Annotated in this window: 16 protein-coding genes; 11 read left to right on the top strand and 5 right to left on the bottom strand. The window is 60.5% G+C overall.

The features are described from left to right. The first annotated feature begins 135 nt into the window (after positions 1 to 135). Positions 136 to 867, top strand: coding sequence for a DUF1868 domain-containing protein (locus YH62_RS17205; RefSeq protein WP_245282119.1), 732 nt, complete (start codon positions 136 to 138; stop codon positions 865 to 867). A gap of 15 nt (positions 868 to 882) precedes the next feature. Here YH62_RS17205 and YH62_RS17200 read toward each other — a convergent pair whose 3' ends face one another. Continuing rightward, positions 883 to 1,671, bottom strand: coding sequence for a LytTR family DNA-binding domain-containing protein (locus tag YH62_RS17200; protein ID WP_137326589.1), 789 nt, complete (start codon positions 1,669 to 1,671; stop codon positions 883 to 885). A gap of 48 nt (positions 1,672 to 1,719) precedes the next feature. Between YH62_RS17200 and YH62_RS17195 the strand changes: the two genes are divergently transcribed. The 4 genes from YH62_RS17195 (at position 1,720) to YH62_RS17180 (ending at position 5,862) form a co-directional block, all read left to right on the top strand. Then, positions 1,720 to 2,262, top strand: a complete 543-nt coding sequence (locus tag YH62_RS17195; RefSeq protein WP_046795445.1) for a DUF2306 domain-containing protein — start codon at positions 1,720 to 1,722, stop codon at positions 2,260 to 2,262. 115 nt (positions 2,263 to 2,377) lie between these two features. After that, positions 2,378 to 3,502, top strand: a complete 1,125-nt coding sequence (locus tag YH62_RS17190) for an acyltransferase (protein WP_046795444.1) — start codon at positions 2,378 to 2,380, stop codon at positions 3,500 to 3,502. 140 nt (positions 3,503 to 3,642) lie between these two features. Further along, positions 3,643 to 4,854: an MFS transporter gene (locus YH62_RS17185; protein WP_082118398.1), complete on the top strand. Its 1,212-nt coding sequence runs from the start codon at positions 3,643 to 3,645 to the stop codon at positions 4,852 to 4,854. A 99-nt stretch (positions 4,855 to 4,953) separates the two neighbouring features. After that, positions 4,954 to 5,862: a neutral zinc metallopeptidase gene (locus tag YH62_RS17180; RefSeq protein WP_046795443.1), complete on the top strand. Its 909-nt coding sequence runs from the start codon at positions 4,954 to 4,956 to the stop codon at positions 5,860 to 5,862. Positions 5,863 to 5,891: 29 nt separating this feature from the next. On the opposite strand, the gene YH62_RS17175 is transcribed toward YH62_RS17180, so the two are convergent. After that, positions 5,892 to 6,374 carry an SRPBCC family protein gene (locus tag YH62_RS17175; RefSeq protein WP_046795442.1) on the bottom strand — a complete coding sequence of 161 codons (483 nt, stop codon included), beginning with the start codon at positions 6,372 to 6,374 and terminating at the stop codon, positions 5,892 to 5,894. Positions 6,375 to 6,421: 47 nt separating this feature from the next. On the opposite strand from YH62_RS17175, the gene YH62_RS17170 reads away from it, so the two are divergent. Then, complete coding sequence (locus YH62_RS17170) at positions 6,422 to 6,748, top strand: helix-turn-helix domain-containing protein (RefSeq protein ID WP_046795441.1); 327 nt, start codon at positions 6,422 to 6,424, stop codon at positions 6,746 to 6,748. Here the strand turns inward: YH62_RS17170 and YH62_RS17165 are convergent, their stop codons facing one another. Continuing rightward, positions 6,749 to 7,228 carry a DUF2938 domain-containing protein gene (locus YH62_RS17165; protein WP_046795440.1) on the bottom strand — a complete coding sequence of 160 codons (480 nt, stop codon included), beginning with the start codon at positions 7,226 to 7,228 and terminating at the stop codon, positions 6,749 to 6,751. A 269-nt stretch (positions 7,229 to 7,497) separates the two neighbouring features. Between YH62_RS17165 and YH62_RS17160 the strand changes: the two genes are divergently transcribed. Beyond that, a complete protein-coding gene (locus tag YH62_RS17160; RefSeq protein WP_046795439.1) occupies positions 7,498 to 8,730 on the top strand; it encodes a TCR/Tet family MFS transporter in 1,233 nt (410 codons plus the stop codon). Between the two features lie 147 nt (positions 8,731 to 8,877). Next, complete coding sequence (locus YH62_RS17155; RefSeq protein ID WP_046795438.1) at positions 8,878 to 10,272, top strand: MATE family efflux transporter; 1,395 nt, start codon at positions 8,878 to 8,880, stop codon at positions 10,270 to 10,272. A 29-nt stretch (positions 10,273 to 10,301) separates the two neighbouring features. On the opposite strand, the gene YH62_RS17150 is transcribed toward YH62_RS17155, so the two are convergent. Both YH62_RS17150 and carA read right to left on the bottom strand, forming a co-directional pair. Beyond that, positions 10,302 to 10,652, bottom strand: coding sequence for an antibiotic biosynthesis monooxygenase (locus tag YH62_RS17150; protein ID WP_046795437.1), 351 nt, complete (start codon positions 10,650 to 10,652; stop codon positions 10,302 to 10,304). Positions 10,653 to 10,750: 98 nt separating this feature from the next. Continuing rightward, complete coding sequence (gene carA / locus YH62_RS17145; RefSeq protein WP_046795436.1) at positions 10,751 to 11,980, bottom strand: glutamine-hydrolyzing carbamoyl-phosphate synthase small subunit; 1,230 nt, start codon at positions 11,978 to 11,980, stop codon at positions 10,751 to 10,753. Positions 11,981 to 12,307: 327 nt separating this feature from the next. Between carA and YH62_RS17140 the strand changes: the two genes are divergently transcribed. From YH62_RS17140 to YH62_RS17130, 3 genes are all read left to right on the top strand, one after another. Beyond that, positions 12,308 to 12,757 (top strand): GatB/YqeY domain-containing protein, encoded by a 450-nt coding sequence (locus YH62_RS17140; RefSeq protein ID WP_170986288.1) that lies wholly within the window; start codon positions 12,308 to 12,310, stop codon positions 12,755 to 12,757. A 398-nt stretch (positions 12,758 to 13,155) separates the two neighbouring features. Further along, positions 13,156 to 15,159 (top strand): DNA primase, encoded by a 2,004-nt coding sequence (dnaG, locus tag YH62_RS17135; protein WP_046795434.1) that lies wholly within the window; start codon positions 13,156 to 13,158, stop codon positions 15,157 to 15,159. 77 nt (positions 15,160 to 15,236) lie between these two features. Then, positions 15,237 to 15,584, top strand: a complete 348-nt coding sequence (locus YH62_RS17130; RefSeq protein WP_046795433.1) for a GFA family protein — start codon at positions 15,237 to 15,239, stop codon at positions 15,582 to 15,584. Positions 15,585 to 15,830 lie beyond the last annotated feature (246 nt).

Below are 15,830 nucleotides of genomic sequence, written 5' to 3'. Positions count from 1 at the left end.
TTGCATTCGTATTCCGGTTATCGGCGACACCGACCTCCGGCGACCGCCCTTCCAATGGGAATATCCCCGCCAGGTGTCACGTTTCTGTGCCTTGGGAGGGCTAAGGAACGCGCTCGGAAATGGGGAGTATCCAGCGTGGCCGATACGATCGTTACATCTGTTACATCCGAATTGCTGAACTTCGCGAAGAGCCGGAGGCCCGAGCCGCCGTTTCATCTGGGAACGCGTTACGACAGGAGCGGGCGGTTCCTTCCCGAACCGGGAAATACGGTCGTTTGTCACCTCGTTCCGGGTTCCGAGACCGAACGTGCGCTGATAGCCGCGCGCGAGCGCTATCTTGCAATGCCGGAAGCGCCGCAGCTCGCGTTCACGCCGATAAGCAGCCTTCACATGACGCTGTTCCAGGGGATTATCGAACGCCGCCGGCGCTTGCCCTATTGGCCAGGGGATATCGCGCTCGACACCCCCGTGAACGAAATGACCGCGATCTATCGCGAGCGCTTTCGCGATTTCACGGGAGGGCCGGCATTCCGCATGCAGGTGGTGCGGGCCTTGCCGACCGGGCTCGTTCTGGAGGGCTTGACGAGCGAGGACAGGCAGGCGCTCAAGGACTGGCGGAACAGCCTGGCGGATGTCTTCGGTTACAGGCATCCCGATCACGATAGCTACGAATTCCACATCACTTTCAGCTATGTGATCGAGTGGTTCGAGGACGCGGCGTTGCCGGCGTGGGAGGTGATGCTTTCGGATGCCGCAAAGGACATCCGCGAAAGCCTCGAGTTCCTGGAATTACGGCCACCGGCATTCTGCGAGTTCGCCGACATGAATCATTTCGAAGAACTCCAGATCTTCGATGTCCAGCCTTAAGTATGGTGAGGTAGGTCAGCGTCCCGCATAGTGTTCGCGAGTGGCGGATTGGAATGTCCGGCTGACGGGGATTTCCGCGCCGTCTTTCATGACCACGAAAAGCTTGCCGTTGTCTCGCTTCAGGTTCTTCACCTGCGCATCCGCCACCCAATGGGAACGGTGCACCTGCAGGCCGGCTGTCGCTCCTGTCTCTCTGATCGCATCGGCGAACCGCAGCAGCACCAGTTCCTTGCCCCGCGTGGTGACGACCTCGGTGTAATGATCTTGAACCGAAAGCCTTATGAGCTCGCCACGGTTCTGCGGTTTCAGCCGGTCGAGAATCGGAGCGCCGGCGGAAGCGTGTGCCGGAGGTGAGGCTTCGAGATGAACGATCTTCTCCCGCATGGCGAGGAAGGTCAGAAGGCAGAAGAGCGCACAGAGTGGCACGGCGAAGATGGCCCGCCGCAGAATGTCTGTGAAGGAGAATGCCGTTCCGAGAAAGCCGAGATCGAGCAGCGTTAGAGCGAGGCCAATCGGCAGGGCCGCTATTATCGAACCGGTCATCATGCGCCAGAACATGCTCATGATCGGTCGCCGCAGCAGGATTTCCGCAAGAACCGAGAAGGTGATGGCGATCGTCCAGGTGACGGCGTGGAGGCTCAGCCAATATCCGAAGCGTTCGGCCGGCCCCATGGTCTGTGAGGTGCCATAAGGGCCGGTGATGGCAAAGATCAGGACGATCGCGCCGAAGGTCAGCCAGAAGCGCGGCGATGCGGTGAAGAGCCGCATTTCACGAAGCGTGGATTGCAAAAGGGGTCGATCCACGAAGTTTATCCGTCTGTTGCGCCATTTTCGGTTGAGGGTGGGGCATTCATGGCCGAAAGAGCCGTGGAGTTCAATTCGGATCGTATTCTCATGACGCTTCAGCCGCTCCTGGAGGCATCGCCGGTCATCCAGTTTCATGTCGCAACGGTTGTGCCCGCGGCCATTCTCGGCGCCTATATCCTTTCTGCCCGCAAAGGCACGCCGACGCATCGTCTGCTCGGCAAGGTCTGGATGGTGCTGATGGTGGTAACCTCGATCTCGACGTTCTTCATCCATGAACTGAACCTGTTCTATGGTTTCAGCCCCATCCACCTGCTTTCCATCCTGGTCCTTTTCGGAGCCTTCGGGGCGATCGCGGCGGCAAGGCGCCATGACATCCGCCGTCACAGATCGATCGTGCTCGGCATGTATCTCGGCGGCATCGTCGGCGCGGGCCTCTTCACGCTGCTGCCTGGCCGGATCATGTATGACGTGATCTTTTCCGGTAATCTCGTTTGGGCCGTCATCCTCGCCCTTGCCGTCGTCGCCGGGGCTTTCTTCGTGCACCGGGGTTTTCGCCGCACGAAAGCCGAGCTCGGCGACAGGGCCTAACCGAAGAGCATGAACGATAGAGTTTTACCTATTAAGTAACTTCGGATAATCGCGACGACAAAATCGAAGCAAATGAATAAATCACGGCAGCGGGTAAGGTTCAGAGGGTGCTGTCGTGGTCGTTTCGCCAGGTTCCGTCGGTCGGCGCAAGTTGCTTTCCATCCAGATACTGCGCGGCCTTGCGGCCGGTTCGGTTGTGATAGCGCATACCATCGAGCATCCGCAGACTATGCCAAACGATGATATCCTGACGCTCGGACTGTTCGGCGTGATCGTCTTCTTCGCCATCAGCGGCTTCATCATCTCGCATATCAACAGCAGCGAGCATTCTGCCGATAGCCGGTTCGACCCGGCGGATTTCCTTGTGCGCCGCTTCTTCCGCCTGGTACCGCTCTATTGGGCCTGCACCCTGCTGACCTTCTTCTGCGCTCTCTTCCTTCCGTCGCTGTTCAAGAACACGACCCCGGACATAGGTTACTTCGTCAATTCGATGCTATTCATTCCGGCCGCGATACCGGGGGACCCGACGGATTGGCGCCCCTTGCTGAAGCTCGGCTGGTCGCTGAACTACGAGGTCTTCTTCTATATCCTGTTCGCGGCCTTCTTCTGGGTGGCGACGACGGTCAGGAGAACGATCCTTCTGACCGGATTGTTAGGTTCGATGGCGATGGCCGCCTTCTTCATCGAACCGGCATCGGGCATTCTCTCCTTCTATCTCAATTTCTCGCTGCTGGCCTTCATCGGCGGGCTGTGGCTTGCCGAAGCGGAGAAGCGCCGAATGTTCGACCGCATATCGCCACTCGGCATTTTCGCCATGACGATGGCGAGCCTCGGCTCTCTCTGGATGCTGTTCAGCCTGCATTTTTTGGATTTTGCGGGGTTCCACGGCTATATCTGGCTTGTCATCGCCGCTCTGGCGCTGGTCGCGCTCGCATTAGCTTGCGAAAGCTTCGTTCGCGATGCGGGCATCATCCACCTGCTGGTGCGCCTAGGTGATATTTCCTACTCGCTCTATCTCACGCACATGTTCGTCGTCGGCTTCGGCTGGTTCGTCATCAAGCGCCTATCGCTTGGCGAAGCCGCGACCGCCATCGGCATGGCGCTGATCGTCGCCGCCTGCATTCTCGGCGCCTCGATTTCCTATGTCGTGATCGAGCAACCCTTCAACCGGGCCGCGCGCCTGTTCACACGAAAGGGCAGGTCCGGGGTCGCGGCTGCGACTACTCCCTCGGCTTCCTGATCCAGTCTCGAAAAAGGCGGAGCGTACCGCTAGGCGGCTTCCTGTCATAGACAAGCTACCGCCGGCGGGATTAAGAGCTGCACGTAACAAACGTGCGGCAACTGCCTCCTCATAGACGGCGGTTGCGCTGAGGAGACACCATGGCCGATGCAACGATGAAACCCGTAGCGGCTGTTCCCGCGGAAGTGACGGTGTTGCCGATCATTCTTGCGGTCAGCTTCTGCCACATGCTCAACGACGTCATGCAGTCGATGATCTCGGCGATCTATCCAATGCTGAAGGCTGATTTCGGCTTGGATTTCTGGCAGATCGGTATCCTGACGCTCGCCTTCCAATGCACGGCCTCGCTGCTGCAGCCGGTCATCGGGATCGTTACCGACAAGAAGCCGTTTCCCTATTCTCTTCCGGTCGGCATGGGCTCCACGTTTATCGGGCTGCTGATTCTCGCCAATGCCCATACCTATGGCATGCTAGTCTTCGCAGCCTCGCTGGTCGGCATCGGCTCGGCGATTTTTCACCCGGAATCCTCGCGCGTGGCACGGCTGGCGGCCGGCGGGCGTTATGGCTTTGCCCAATCGGTCTTCCAGGTGGGCGGCAATTTCGGCCAGGCGATCGGACCTTTGCTTGCCGCCTTCATCGTCGTGCCGCGGGGGCAGGGCAGCGTCGCATGGTTCTCCGTCGCCGCCATGCTCGGTATGTTTATTCTCAGCCGGGTGGCGCGCTGGTACAAGGCGCACATGCTTGCCAATGCCGGCCGCAAGAAGGCTGTCCGGCCGCACAACCTGTCACGCCGCACCGTGGTGATCGCGCTTACCGTGCTGACGCTGCTCACCTTCTCGAAGAATGCCTACATGGCGAGCATCAGCAGCTACTACACCTTCTTCGTCATCGAGCGCTTCGGCGTGACGGTTCAGCAATCACAGACCATGCTCTTTATCTTCCTGGGCGCGGTTGCGCTCGGGACCGTCGTCGGCGGACCAATCGGCGACCGGTTCGGCTCGAAGGTGGTGATCTGGGTCTCGATCCTCGGCGTGCTGCCGTTCACGCTGGCAATGCCCTTCGCCAATCTGCCGATGACGATCGTGCTTTCGGCTATCATCGGCTTGATCATGGCTTCGTCCTTTCCGGCCATCGTCGTCATGGCGCAGGAGCTCGTGCCGGGACGGGTGGGGATGATTGCCGGCATCTTCTTCGGTCTCGCCTTCGGCATGGCCGGAATCTCGGCTGCGCTCTTCGGTGTGATTGCCGATAGCCACGGCATCTCCTTCGTCTATTTCCTCTGCGCCTTCCTGCCGGGGCTCGGGCTGCTGACCGTGTTTCTGCCGGGCAAGAGCGCGCTTCGGGTCGCTTGAACGGAAATCTCTTCACCACCCGTGCGGGCAAGGATCGCCTTGCCCGCGGTTGCGTTATATGATGCTGTCTAGAGAGCAGGCGAACAGGAGAGCGCGATAATGGAATGGAGAGGCCGTCGCCAGTCGGGCAATGTCGAGGACAGACGCGGCGTCTCGCCGGGAGGCGGTCCTTTCGGTCGCGGCGGAGGCTTTCGCTTTCCCTCCGGCGGTGGCGGGATGCGCCGCGGGGGAGGCGGTCTTGGTATCGGCGGCATTGTGCTCGTTCTGATCGTCTGCTGGATCGCGGGAATCAATCCGCTGACGATGCTTACCGGCGAACTTTCCACGAATGGCGGCTCCACCCAGCAGCAGACGACCGGCACGCCGGCGGATGACGAGAGCACGGCCTTCGTGAGCACCGTGCTTGCCGAGACGGAAGATACCTGGAACGGCATCTTCCAGGCACACGGACAGCAATATCAGGAGCCGATGCTGGTGCTGTTTTCAGGCCAGGTGAACTCGGCCTGCGGCTTTGCGTCCGCGGCCTCCGGTCCTTTCTATTGCCCCGGCGACCGCAAGGTCTATCTCGACACGAGCTTCTTCCGCGAGCTTTCGCAGCGTTTCGACGCGGCAGGCGATTTCGCGGAAGCCTATGTGATCGCCCATGAGGTCGGTCACCACGTCCAGAACCTGCTCGGCATCCTGCCGCGCTTCAATCAGGCCCGTCAGCGCATGAGCGAGACGGAAGCCAACCGCATGTCCGTGCGCGTGGAACTGCAGGCGGATTGCTTCGCCGGCGTATGGGCCAAGTTCACCGAGCAGAGGGGCATTCTCGAGCGCGGCGATCTCGAAGAGGCGCTGAACGCCGCCCAGCAGATCGGCGACGATACGCTGCAGAAGCGCACGCAGGGCTATGTCGTGCCCGAAAGCTTCAATCACGGGACATCGGCGCAGCGCATGGAATGGTTCCGCCGCGGTTTCGATACCGGCGACATCAATGCCTGCGATACTTTCGCGGCCCAGATGTGAGAGTGGCGGCGGGCCTTGCCCGCCACCGTTTATTTGTACATACCTTCGCGAAGGTTGATGCCGTATTCCACATAGGCTTTCAATGCGCAGAGCATCTGCGACCATCCCTGGCAGTTGCCATAGGATGCAGCCAGGCCGCCTTGTGTTTCCCGCCAGCCTTCCTCGGCAATTGTCACCAGCGTGCGGTTTCCGTCCACAGGTTCGAACGTCATGGTTATCGTCGTCTTGTAGTTGGCGAGCACGACGTTTTCCGGTCCCTGTTCGGCGGCATTGCCGTCTGTCGCATCCCAGCGCAGTACAATCTTCCTGTTCTTTTCCACCTCGACGACCTCAACCGGGAACGCGCCAGGAAAGTCAGCGAAATCCCAAGTGACGGTGGTGCCGGTCTCCAGCCGCGCGCTGGCGCCGCCGGTCGTGAAATAGCCGGATAGTTTTTTTTGATCGACAACTGCCTCGAAGACTTCTTCGACCGGTTTCGAAATCCGGCCCGATACCTTGAATTTCAGTTCCATGGTCCTTCTCCCTTGTTCTCAGCTCCATAATGTTATAAAAACATAACATGTCAAGTGAAGATGAAAGCGACAGAATTTTCAAGGCGTTGGCCGCGCGTGTTCGCAGGGAGATTCTGGACGAGTTGAAAGACAGGCCGCAAACGACGGGCGAACTCTGCGCCCGGTTCTCGCAGATAGACCGCTGTACGGTGATGCAGCACCTGAAGGTGCTGGAGGAGTCGGATTTGGTGATCGCGAAGCGCCAAGGGCGGGAAAGATGGAATCACCTCAATCCGCTGCCGATCAAGGCGATCCACGACAGATGGATCGGCCCTTATGCGGCACAGGCGGTGGATATGCTCGGCCGGCTGAAAGCCGATCTCGAGGGCGGCTGATCAGCGGATCAGCAGTGCGCTGCCATAAAGTCCGGCGGCGAAGATCGTGTGTGCCACGAGGTTCAGGGCACGCACCTTGGTGGGGTTCGGTGTTCTGGATGCCGCCCAGCCGAGCCCGAGGCCGGGCTGCATGAGAAACCAGCCGGCGCCTACCGTGACGATACCGAGTATCCATGCAGGCAGAAAAGTCGGGGCGGCGAACCAGGCGGAGCCGACGATGAAGGCGAGGATCAGGCCGTATAGAATTCCAACGGCATAGTGGCCGATCCAGCCGAGCGCCAATTCGTTGGCATAAGGTTCGGCATCGGCGATGTTCTCGTGAAACACCTTGCCACGGCCAAGATGCCAGAACCACCGCCCCGCGGGCGCCCAGTTTGCCTTTGGCTGGCCGAAGACACGGTAAAGGACGATCGCCCAGATATCCATCAGTACGGTCGCGCCGATGCCGATCACCGCGCCGCGCCAGAAAAGTTCGAACATGGAAATGCCGCCATAGGAGGGAATTCTTCCCTTTCTACAGCGGGATGGAGACGATTGTCGAGAACCCGCAGGCTTCTTGCAGCCTTGGCTTTGGCTGCGGGGTAGCGAGTATCGGTGGATGATGAAGGCGGGCTGGCCGCTCATGCTGGCGTCCATTCATCAAAAACTTTGAGATGTTCACGTATTGTTTCCGTCCGGCGCATCGGGTATTTAGGCCAGCCGGCGACGCGATCGTCCTTACAGAATCTCAATTCCACAGAGACCTCCCGATGCTCGATCCCAAATTCGTTCGCCGCGGCCTGTTCCTCGTTTTCATGATTCTGTTCCTGGACGTGATCGGGATCGCGATCATCATGCCGGTGCTGCCGGCTTTCCTGCAGGAGCTGACAGGCGACGACGTGAGCGCGGCTGCGGTCGACGGCGGCTGGCTGCTGCTCATCTATTCGGCCATGCAGTTCCTGTTCGCGCCACTGCTCGGAAACTTAAGCGACCGTTTCGGCCGGCGGCCGATCCTGCTTGCGTCCGTCTTCACCTTCGCGCTCGACAACCTGATCTGCGCGGCTGCCACCAGTTTCTGGATGCTCTTCGTGGGCCGCTTTCTGGCCGGTATATCCGGCGGCAGCTTCGCCACTTGCTCGGCCTATATCGCCGATATCAGCAATGACGAGAATCGCGCGAAGAATTTCGGCCTGATCGGCATCGCCTTCGGCGTTGGCTTCACGATCGGCCCGGTCATCGGCGGCCTGCTCGGCGAACTCGGACCGCGCGTGCCTTTCCTCGGCGCCGGGCTTTTGTCGCTCGCCAATTTCATCGCCGCCTGGTTCCTGCTGCCGGAGACTTTGGAACGGGGCAATCGCCGCAAATTCGAGTGGAAGCGGGCCAACCCGCTCGGCGCGCTTCGGCAGATGCGCCATTATCCAGGTATCGGCTGGGTCATGCTGGTGATGTTCCTTTATTGGCTCGCCCATGCCGTCTACCCATCGGTCTGGTCTTTCGTCTCGTCCTATCGCTATGGCTGGAGCGAGGGGCAGATCGGCTTTTCGCTGGGCCTCTTCGGCATTTGCGCCGCCTTCGTCATGGGTTTCGTTCTGCCGAAAGTCGTGCCGGTGCTCGGCGAATGGAGGACGGCGGTGCTTGGGCTTTCCTTCTCCTGCATCGGACTGACCGGTTATGGGCTCGCCTGGGAAGGCTGGGTCGTCTATGCGGTGATTCTCGGCACCACTATAGAGAACATCGCGGACCCGGCGCTGCGCAGCATCGCCGCCGCCAAGGTTCCGCCTTCGGCGCAAGGCGAACTGCAGGGCGCGATGACCAGCCTCACGAGCCTGACGACGATCATTGGCCCTCTGATCTTCACTCAAGCCTTCAGCAATTTCACCGGAGCGCGTGCCTTGGTGGAGTTCGCCGGCGCGCCCTATATCGTGGCTGCCTTCTTCATGCTGGTGGCAATCATCGTCTTTGCGAGCAAAATTTCGTCAAAAGAGGCGGTAGCTGCAGCTTGATTAATCAGTTTTGTTGAACTGGTGCCCAAAAAATTTGCTTGATGGGTATCGAGGCTTGCTCCCGGTCGAGGGCTTTCCTATAGGTTTTGGTACCCGCCGCTCGCCAACACCTGGAAGCGGCTTTTTTCGTCTTGGAATGGAAGTCCGATGTCTACTCTGGCTCCGAGCCTTTCTGCGTCTGCCGACAATTCCTGGGGTTCGCACATGCGGGCCACCTTCGCGCTCGGCATTCCCTTCGTGGGGGCGCAATTGGCGCAGATGGCGATCCACACGACGGATATCATCTTCGTCGGCTGGCTAGGCACGACCGAACTTGCCTCCGTCGTGCTCGCAAGCCAGATGTTCTTCCTCGTATTCATCTTCGGAACGGGGTTTTCCAGCGCGGTGGTGCCCATGGTTGCCCAGGCGCTCGGCCGTGGCGATTCCGTCTCGGTCAGGCGTTGCGTGCGCATGGGCATATGGGTCGTGTTCTTCTACGGGCTGCTTACTGCGCCGATCCTCTGGTTTTCCGGCAGCGTTCTCGTAAGGCTCGGGCAGGACCCGGAGGTGGCGGCGATCGCGCAAAGGTATCTGCGCGTCATGCAGTGGGGCATGTTCCCGGCGCTTTTCGTCATGTCGGTGCGCAGCTTCCTCGGCGGGCTGGAGCGCGGGCGCATCATTCTCTACGTGACCATCGCCATGTTCGTGGTGAACGGCGTGGTCGCCTATACCCTGATCTTCGGCCATTTCGGACTGCCGGAGCTCGGGATGCTGGGCGCGGCGCTTGCCTCGCTCAGCGCGAACATTGTCGGCAGTCTGATCATGTTCTTCTATGTCCAGACCCAGCCGGGCACGCGCGCCTATACGATATTCGTGCGCTTCTGGCGCGCCGATTGGGCGGCGTTTCGTGAAGTCGTCAGCCTCGGACTGCCGATCAGCTTCACGATCCTTGCAGAGACCAGCCTGTTTTCCGCAGCCTCCCTTCTCATGGGGCTTTTCGGCAAGCTGGAACTGGCGGCTCACGGGATTGCGCTGCAGCTTGCCTCGATCGCCTTCATGGTTCCGCTGGGGCTCGCCCAGGTCGCGACGGTGCGTGTGGGACTTGCCTACGGCCGTGAAGACATGCTCGGCGTCAAGCGCGCGGCGGTGGCGGTGCTCGCTGTCAGCGTCTGCTTCACCGCGGCCGGCAGCCTTCTCTTCACCATCGCTCCCCGGCTCTTGGGAGCCCTGTTTCTCGATGTCAGCCGGGGTGATGCGGCACAGGTTCTGGTCATGGCGGTGCCGCTGATCGTCATTGCCGGCGTCTTCCAACTGGTGGACGGATTGCAGGCGGTTGGCGCGGGCCTGCTGCGCGGGCTGAAGGACACGCGCATTCCGATGATCCTGGCGCTTATCGCCTATTGGCCGATCGGCTTCAGCTGCGCCTGGCTGTTCGGCTTCCCGCTCGGCTTCCGGGGGGAGGGCGTCTGGTTCGGCTTCGTGACGGGCCTTGCCGCGGCTGCGGTATTCCTGTGCGGACGCTTCTACATTCTGGTGCAGAAGGAAAGCAAAGCGGCCCACTGATATCAGCAGGCCCCATAATTCCGGCTGGATCAGGCCGCGAGAAGATCGGCCACGGCGACGGGCGTATAGAAACCGATACTGGATTCGACACCGAGGCGTCTGCTCAAAGCCTGCCTATCGATGCCTGCTTCCGCATCCGACCTTGCGACTGCCGCGATGACCGGCTGAAGAACTTGCTCGTTCTCGAACTGGAGAATGGTGATGAGGTTGAACGGGCCGGGACCGGAATTCCGTTCCAGAATGAGGTCGTCGACGAAGCCCGGCTGCTGGCGTATGACCTCATGTGTCCTTTCGACAAGCCTCATGAATTCGTCGCGTGCATCATTCGGTACCGAGAAACTGTTGACCCGAACGACACGTGCCATTTGTGCATTGCTCATATGAAAAACCCCTGCTCGATTGAACAGGGGTATTTGTGCGACCTCAAGTAAGGTTAAGGTCAATAGGCTCTACGGAAAAAAAATCCGCGTCAGCGGGATCAGCGCTCGGCCAGTGCCGGCTCGCCCTTCTTTTCGCGCACCATGTTGATGAAACGGCGGAAGAGATAATGGCTGTCCTGCGGGCCGGGAGAAGCTTCCGGATGATGCTGGACGGAGAAAACCGACTTGCCGGCGACGCGCAGGCCGCAATTCGTACCGTCGAAGAGCGAAATGTGAGTCTCTTCAACGCCTTCCGGCAGGGACTTGGAGTCGACTGCGAACCCATGGTTCATCGAGACGATCTCCACCTTGCCGGTGGTGTGATCCTTGACGGGATGGTTGGCGCCATGATGGCCCTGATGCATCTTCTCGGTTTTCGCGCCAAGCGCGAGGCCGAGCATCTGGTGGCCGAGGCAGATGCCGAAGGTCGGGATATCGGTTCTGACGATTTCGCGGATGACGGGAACCGCGTATTCGCCGGTGGCCGCCGGATCTCCGGGACCGTTCGAGAGGAAGATGCCGTCCGGCTTCAGCGCCAGGATGTCCTCGGCGGACGTCTGGGCCGGCACCACCGTCACCTTGCAGTCGAGGCCGGTGAAGAGGCGCAGGATATTCCGCTTCACGCCGTAGTCGACGCAGACGATGTGGTATTTGGCGTCTTCCGGCTTGAGTTCCTCATAGCCTTCGTTCCAGACCCAGGGCTTCTGCGTCCATTGCGAAGACTGGCCGGAGGTGGCTTCCTTGGCGAGGTCGAGGCCTTCGAGGCCGCTCCAGGCCCTGGCTTCCGCCTTCAGCGCCTCGATATCGAACACGCCGTTCGGGTCGTGGGCAATCACCGCGTTCGGCGCGCCCTTTTCGCGGATCCAGGCGGTGAGCGCCCGGGTATCGATGCCGGAAAGGCCGATGATGCCGCGTGACTTCAGCCAGCCGTCGAGGTGCTTGCCGGCGCGATAGTTGGACGGATCGGTGATGTCGGCCTTGAAGATTACCCCGACCGCGCCGCGCCGGGCGGCGGGCGTCAGGTCTTCGATGTCCTCGTCATTGGTGCCGATATTGCCGATATGCGGGAAAGTGAAGGTGACGATCTGGCCCAGATAGGAGGGGTCGGTCAGGATTTCCTGATATCCGGTGAGCGCTGTGTTGAAGACGACCTCCGCCGGCACCTTGCCAGTTGCGCCGATCCCGGTTCCTTCAATGACAGTGCCGTCGGCAAGGACGAGCACGGCGGTGGGCTTGTTGGTGGTCCAGGGGGAAGTGCCCAAGGGGGCAGAGGGGGCGGTCGCGGTCATGTCTATCCTTCTGCCCGATCGGCCCGCCACTTGAAGAAGCGGGCTTACGGGGCCATTTATGGTCGCAGGAAAGGGCGCGCGGAAAACTCCGGCGCAAGCCCTGAAATCTAAATCTCGTGCAGGTGCCGGAAAATAGACAAAGCAGGCGAGGCGGTCAATCTCGCGGCCGGAAGAATCCGATGGGATATTGGTCCATCGGAATCAAGGGCTTGGCGAAAGTGAATTGATCGGTTCCGATCCCTGATCTATGACAACGGCGTGAATGACAAGGAAAAGCCACAATTCACGGACCTGCGGATGGCTTTCCCAAGGAGCTGAAAGACAATGATGCGCGACAAATTCTCCGATGCGCTCAAGGATTCGATGAAGGCAAAGGACACCCGCCGGCTTTCGACCGTGCGGTTGATCCAGACGGCCATCAAGGATCGCGATATCGCCAATCGAGGCCTCGGCAAGGACCCGGTCAGTGACGAGGATATCCTGCAGATCCTCCAGAAGATGGTGAAGCAGCGCGAAGAATCGGCCAAGATCTACGAGGATGCCGGCCGCGCCGAGCTTGCCGCTCAGGAGCGCGAGGAAACCGAGATCATCAAGAGCTTCATGCCCGAGCAGCTTTCGGAGGACAAGGTGCGCCAGTTGTGCCAGTCCGTCATTTCCGAGACCGGCGCCCATGGCCTTCGCGACATGGGCAAGTGCATGAATGCGCTCAAGGAAAAATATCCGGGCCAGATGGATTTCGCCAAGGCTTCGGGTGTCGTAAAGGACATGCTGAAATAGTCTTCGCAAACTGAGACGGAACGAATGAAGGCAGGAATCCCTCACGGGCTCCTGCCTTCTGCTCTTCAGGATCGCCGGCTGACACCGGACTTACCGCCGGCTGCAGTTGGGCTGGCGGATGCGGACGCCCACCCTCTTGAAGAGCAAGGCCGTAAGCTTGAGCGGCGGGCAGCTCGGCGCTTTCTCTTCGCGAGCAAGCTAAGCTTGGGAAAAGCGGACTTTCAAATTACAAAAAGATAATGTTCGTAACGGCTTTCCCGCCGTAAATTTGCCGAAAGGCCGCGCCGGAACAAAGCGCCGAAGTGAGCCAGGCCTGTGAATAGCGGGAACTGCCCGCCTTGAAGATTGGCATTCCTCTCCCGTGCCGCGTATATGAGAATTCGGCCCCAGAGGTGAATATGCGCTTTTCCAACAGCTTTCTCGACGAGATACGCGACCGCGTGCCGATTTCGGCGGTGGTCGGCCGCCGCGTCACGTGGGATCGCAAGAAGACCAATGTGTCTCGCGGGGATTATTGGGCCTGCTGCCCGTTCCATGGAGAAAAGAGCCCGAGCTTCCATTGCGAAGACCGCAAGGGGCGTTATCACTGCTTCGGTTGCGGCGTTTCTGGCGATCACTTCCGCTTCCTCACCGAACTCGAAGGCCTGAACTTTCCGGAAGCCGTGCAGCAGATCGCCGATATGGCGGGTATCGCCATGCCGCAGCCGGACCCGCAGGCCGAGAAGCGCGAAAAAGAGCGCATGTCTCTGCTCGACGTCATGGAGATGGCGACCCGTTTTTTCCAGGATCAGTTGCAAAGCGCTATCGGCGCCAGAGCGCGCGCCTATCTGCGTGACCGCGGCCTGACGGCACGGACGATCGAGACCTTCCGGCTGGGCTATGCCCCGGAAAGCCGTAACGCGCTGAAGGAATTCCTGGCGGGCAAGGGGATCTCGAAGGAGCAGATGGAGGCTTGCGGGCTCGTGGTGCACGAGAACGTGCCGGTTTCCTATGACCGGTTCCGTGATCGCATCATGTTCCCGATCCTTTCGGCACGGGAAAAGGTGATCGCCTTCGGCGGCCGCGCCATGTCGCCGGATGCTCCCGCCAAATATCTGAATTCCAACGAGACGGAACTCTTCCACAAGGGTCAGGTGCTTTACAATTTCACCCGCGCCCGGCGCGCTGCCCAGGGCGGTCCCGGGCAAGGGGGAGCAAAGGGCGAGGGCGGCACGATCATCGCCGTCGAAGGCTATATGGACGTGATCGCGCTGCATCAGGCGGGCATCGAGAACGCAGTCGCGCCGCTCGGCACGGCGCTTACCGAGAACCAGCTCGAACTCCTATGGCGGATGACGCCGCAGCCGGTTCTCTGCTTCGACGGAGACGGCGCGGGTCTTCGGGCTGCGAACCGCGCCGCCGACCTCGCCCTACCTTTCCTGAAACCCGGCCGTTCGGTGCGCTTTGCCCTTCTGCCGGACGGCAAGGACCCGGACGATCTCGTTCGCCACGAAGGCCGCTCCCCCTTCGACAAGGTCATGGCCGAGGCGCGGCCGCTTGCCGACATGATCTGGCGAAGGGAGGCGGCGGGAAGCAGTTTCGACACGCCGGAAAAGCGCGCCGAGCTGGAGGCGCGGCTGAAGCAGGTGGTTTCGGTGATCGCTGACGAGAACGTGCGCCGTCATTACCAGCAGGATATCCGCGAACGGTTGAACGCCTTCTTCGCGCCGGCGCCGCGCGGCAATGACCGAGGCCGGAACTTTCAGCGCGGCGGCGGGCAGGGCAGAGACGGTTTTGGCGCCCGGGGCGCGCAAGCGTCGGGGCGTGCGGTCGGTATTTCCGATCGGCTCGCCCGCTCGGGTCTGGTGCGCGGCTACCGCGATCTTCCGGCGCTCAGGGAAAGCGTACTGGCGCTCACCATCGTCAATCATCCGCAGCTTCTGCTGGAGGATTACGACGAGATCGCCGCGATCGATTTCGAAAACCGCGACTTGCAGCGCTTCTGGTCGGCGGTGCTGCCGGCCGCCGCCCTGGCGGGAGGCAGCATTTCCCGCGACCATCTGGTGGAGCGGCTTTCTGGCGAAGGGTTCGGCGAGCTTTTGAAGATGTTGGAGCAACAGGTGCGCAATGCACGGCTCTGGACAGCGACGCAGGAGGCCGCGCCCGAGGACGCCCGAGAAGGATACCGCCAGGCGCTTTCGCTTCACAAGCGGACGAAGGCCTTGCGCTTCCAGAAGATCGAACTCGAACGTGAAATAGCGGAAGCGACCGAGGCCGGCGATGCGGAGGAGATCGAGCCGCTTCTGAGAGCGCTTTCGGAAGTGCAGCTCGAAATCCTGCGGATGGAAAACCAGGAGGCCATCATCGATGGTTTCGGCGTGCTTTCCGGCCGAGTGAAGGGCGCGGCGGTCAGCCACGGCTGAGCTGCTTTCTTTTTCCTTGCGCCCTTGTCTCATGGCTCGCGCACAATAGAATGCCGCGGAAACAAGGGAGGAACCAGATGCGTGTTTCCGGTAGCTGCCATTGCGGCAACATCGCCTTCGAGGCGGAAGGCGAGTTCGACAAGGCGATGGAGTGCAACTGTTCCATCTGCAGAAGAAAGGGGTCGCTGCTGGCTTTCGTGCCGCGCAACCAATTCGAACTCACGACGCCGCGCGAAAATCTTTCGAGCTATCGGTTCAACAAGCACGTCATCGCGCATTATTTCTGTGCCAATTGCGGAATTGCTCCCTTCAGCGAGGCGAGCATGCCTGACGGCACGGAAATGTCGGCCATCAATCTGCGTTGCGTGCCGGAGATCGATCTGGCGGGATTGGCGGTCACTCAGTACGACGGCGCGAGCCGCTGATGCCCGCCGAAATGCGGTGCGGCAGTCATTGTGCGGGTGCGAACCCTTGTCTTTCGGGCGCCTGCGCCTACATATCCGGCAGTTGATGAGTGTACCCCAAAAGCCGGCGTAGGTAGCTTTTTCCACTTTTCGTGGGCAAAGCCCGTGGAAAAGCTTGACGGAACGTTAATTTGTGGGAATCACCATTTCAGGCAGAAAAGGCGGAGTGGGTCAAGCACACCAACGTGTCCGATTGTCACGGACGGA

Source organism: Rhizobium sp. LC145, from assembly GCF_001005825.1.
In the GTDB taxonomy this organism is placed as follows: Bacteria; Pseudomonadota; Alphaproteobacteria; order Rhizobiales; family Rhizobiaceae; genus Neorhizobium.
Note: the sequence above shows the minus strand (reverse complement) of the source record. Positions and strands in the feature narration are given on the sequence as shown.

Coding starts and splice junctions, on each gene's coding strand:
- YH62_RS17195 (WP_046795445.1), top strand. CDS start 1,720: ATGGCCGAAAGAGCCGTGGAGTTCAATTCGGATCGTATTCTCATGACG.
- YH62_RS17185 (WP_082118398.1), top strand. CDS start 3,643: ATGGCCGATGCAACGATGAAACCCGTAGCGGCTGTTCCCGCGGAAGTG.
- YH62_RS17180 (WP_046795443.1), top strand. CDS start 4,954: ATGGAATGGAGAGGCCGTCGCCAGTCGGGCAATGTCGAGGACAGACGC.
- YH62_RS17175 (WP_046795442.1), bottom strand. CDS start 6,374: ATGGAACTGAAATTCAAGGTATCGGGCCGGATTTCGAAACCGGTCGAA.
- YH62_RS17170 (WP_046795441.1), top strand. CDS start 6,422: ATGTCAAGTGAAGATGAAAGCGACAGAATTTTCAAGGCGTTGGCCGCG.
- YH62_RS17165 (WP_046795440.1), bottom strand. CDS start 7,228: ATGTTCGAACTTTTCTGGCGCGGCGCGGTGATCGGCATCGGCGCGACC.
- YH62_RS17160 (WP_046795439.1), top strand. CDS start 7,498: ATGCTCGATCCCAAATTCGTTCGCCGCGGCCTGTTCCTCGTTTTCATG.
- YH62_RS17155 (WP_046795438.1), top strand. CDS start 8,878: ATGTCTACTCTGGCTCCGAGCCTTTCTGCGTCTGCCGACAATTCCTGG.
- YH62_RS17150 (WP_046795437.1), bottom strand. CDS start 10,652: ATGAGCAATGCACAAATGGCACGTGTCGTTCGGGTCAACAGTTTCTCG.
- carA (WP_046795436.1), bottom strand. CDS start 11,980: ATGACCGCGACCGCCCCCTCTGCCCCCTTGGGCACTTCCCCCTGGACC.
- YH62_RS17140 (WP_170986288.1), top strand. CDS start 12,308: ATGCGCGACAAATTCTCCGATGCGCTCAAGGATTCGATGAAGGCAAAG.
- dnaG (WP_046795434.1), top strand. CDS start 13,156: ATGCGCTTTTCCAACAGCTTTCTCGACGAGATACGCGACCGCGTGCCG.
- YH62_RS17130 (WP_046795433.1), top strand. CDS start 15,237: ATGCGTGTTTCCGGTAGCTGCCATTGCGGCAACATCGCCTTCGAGGCG.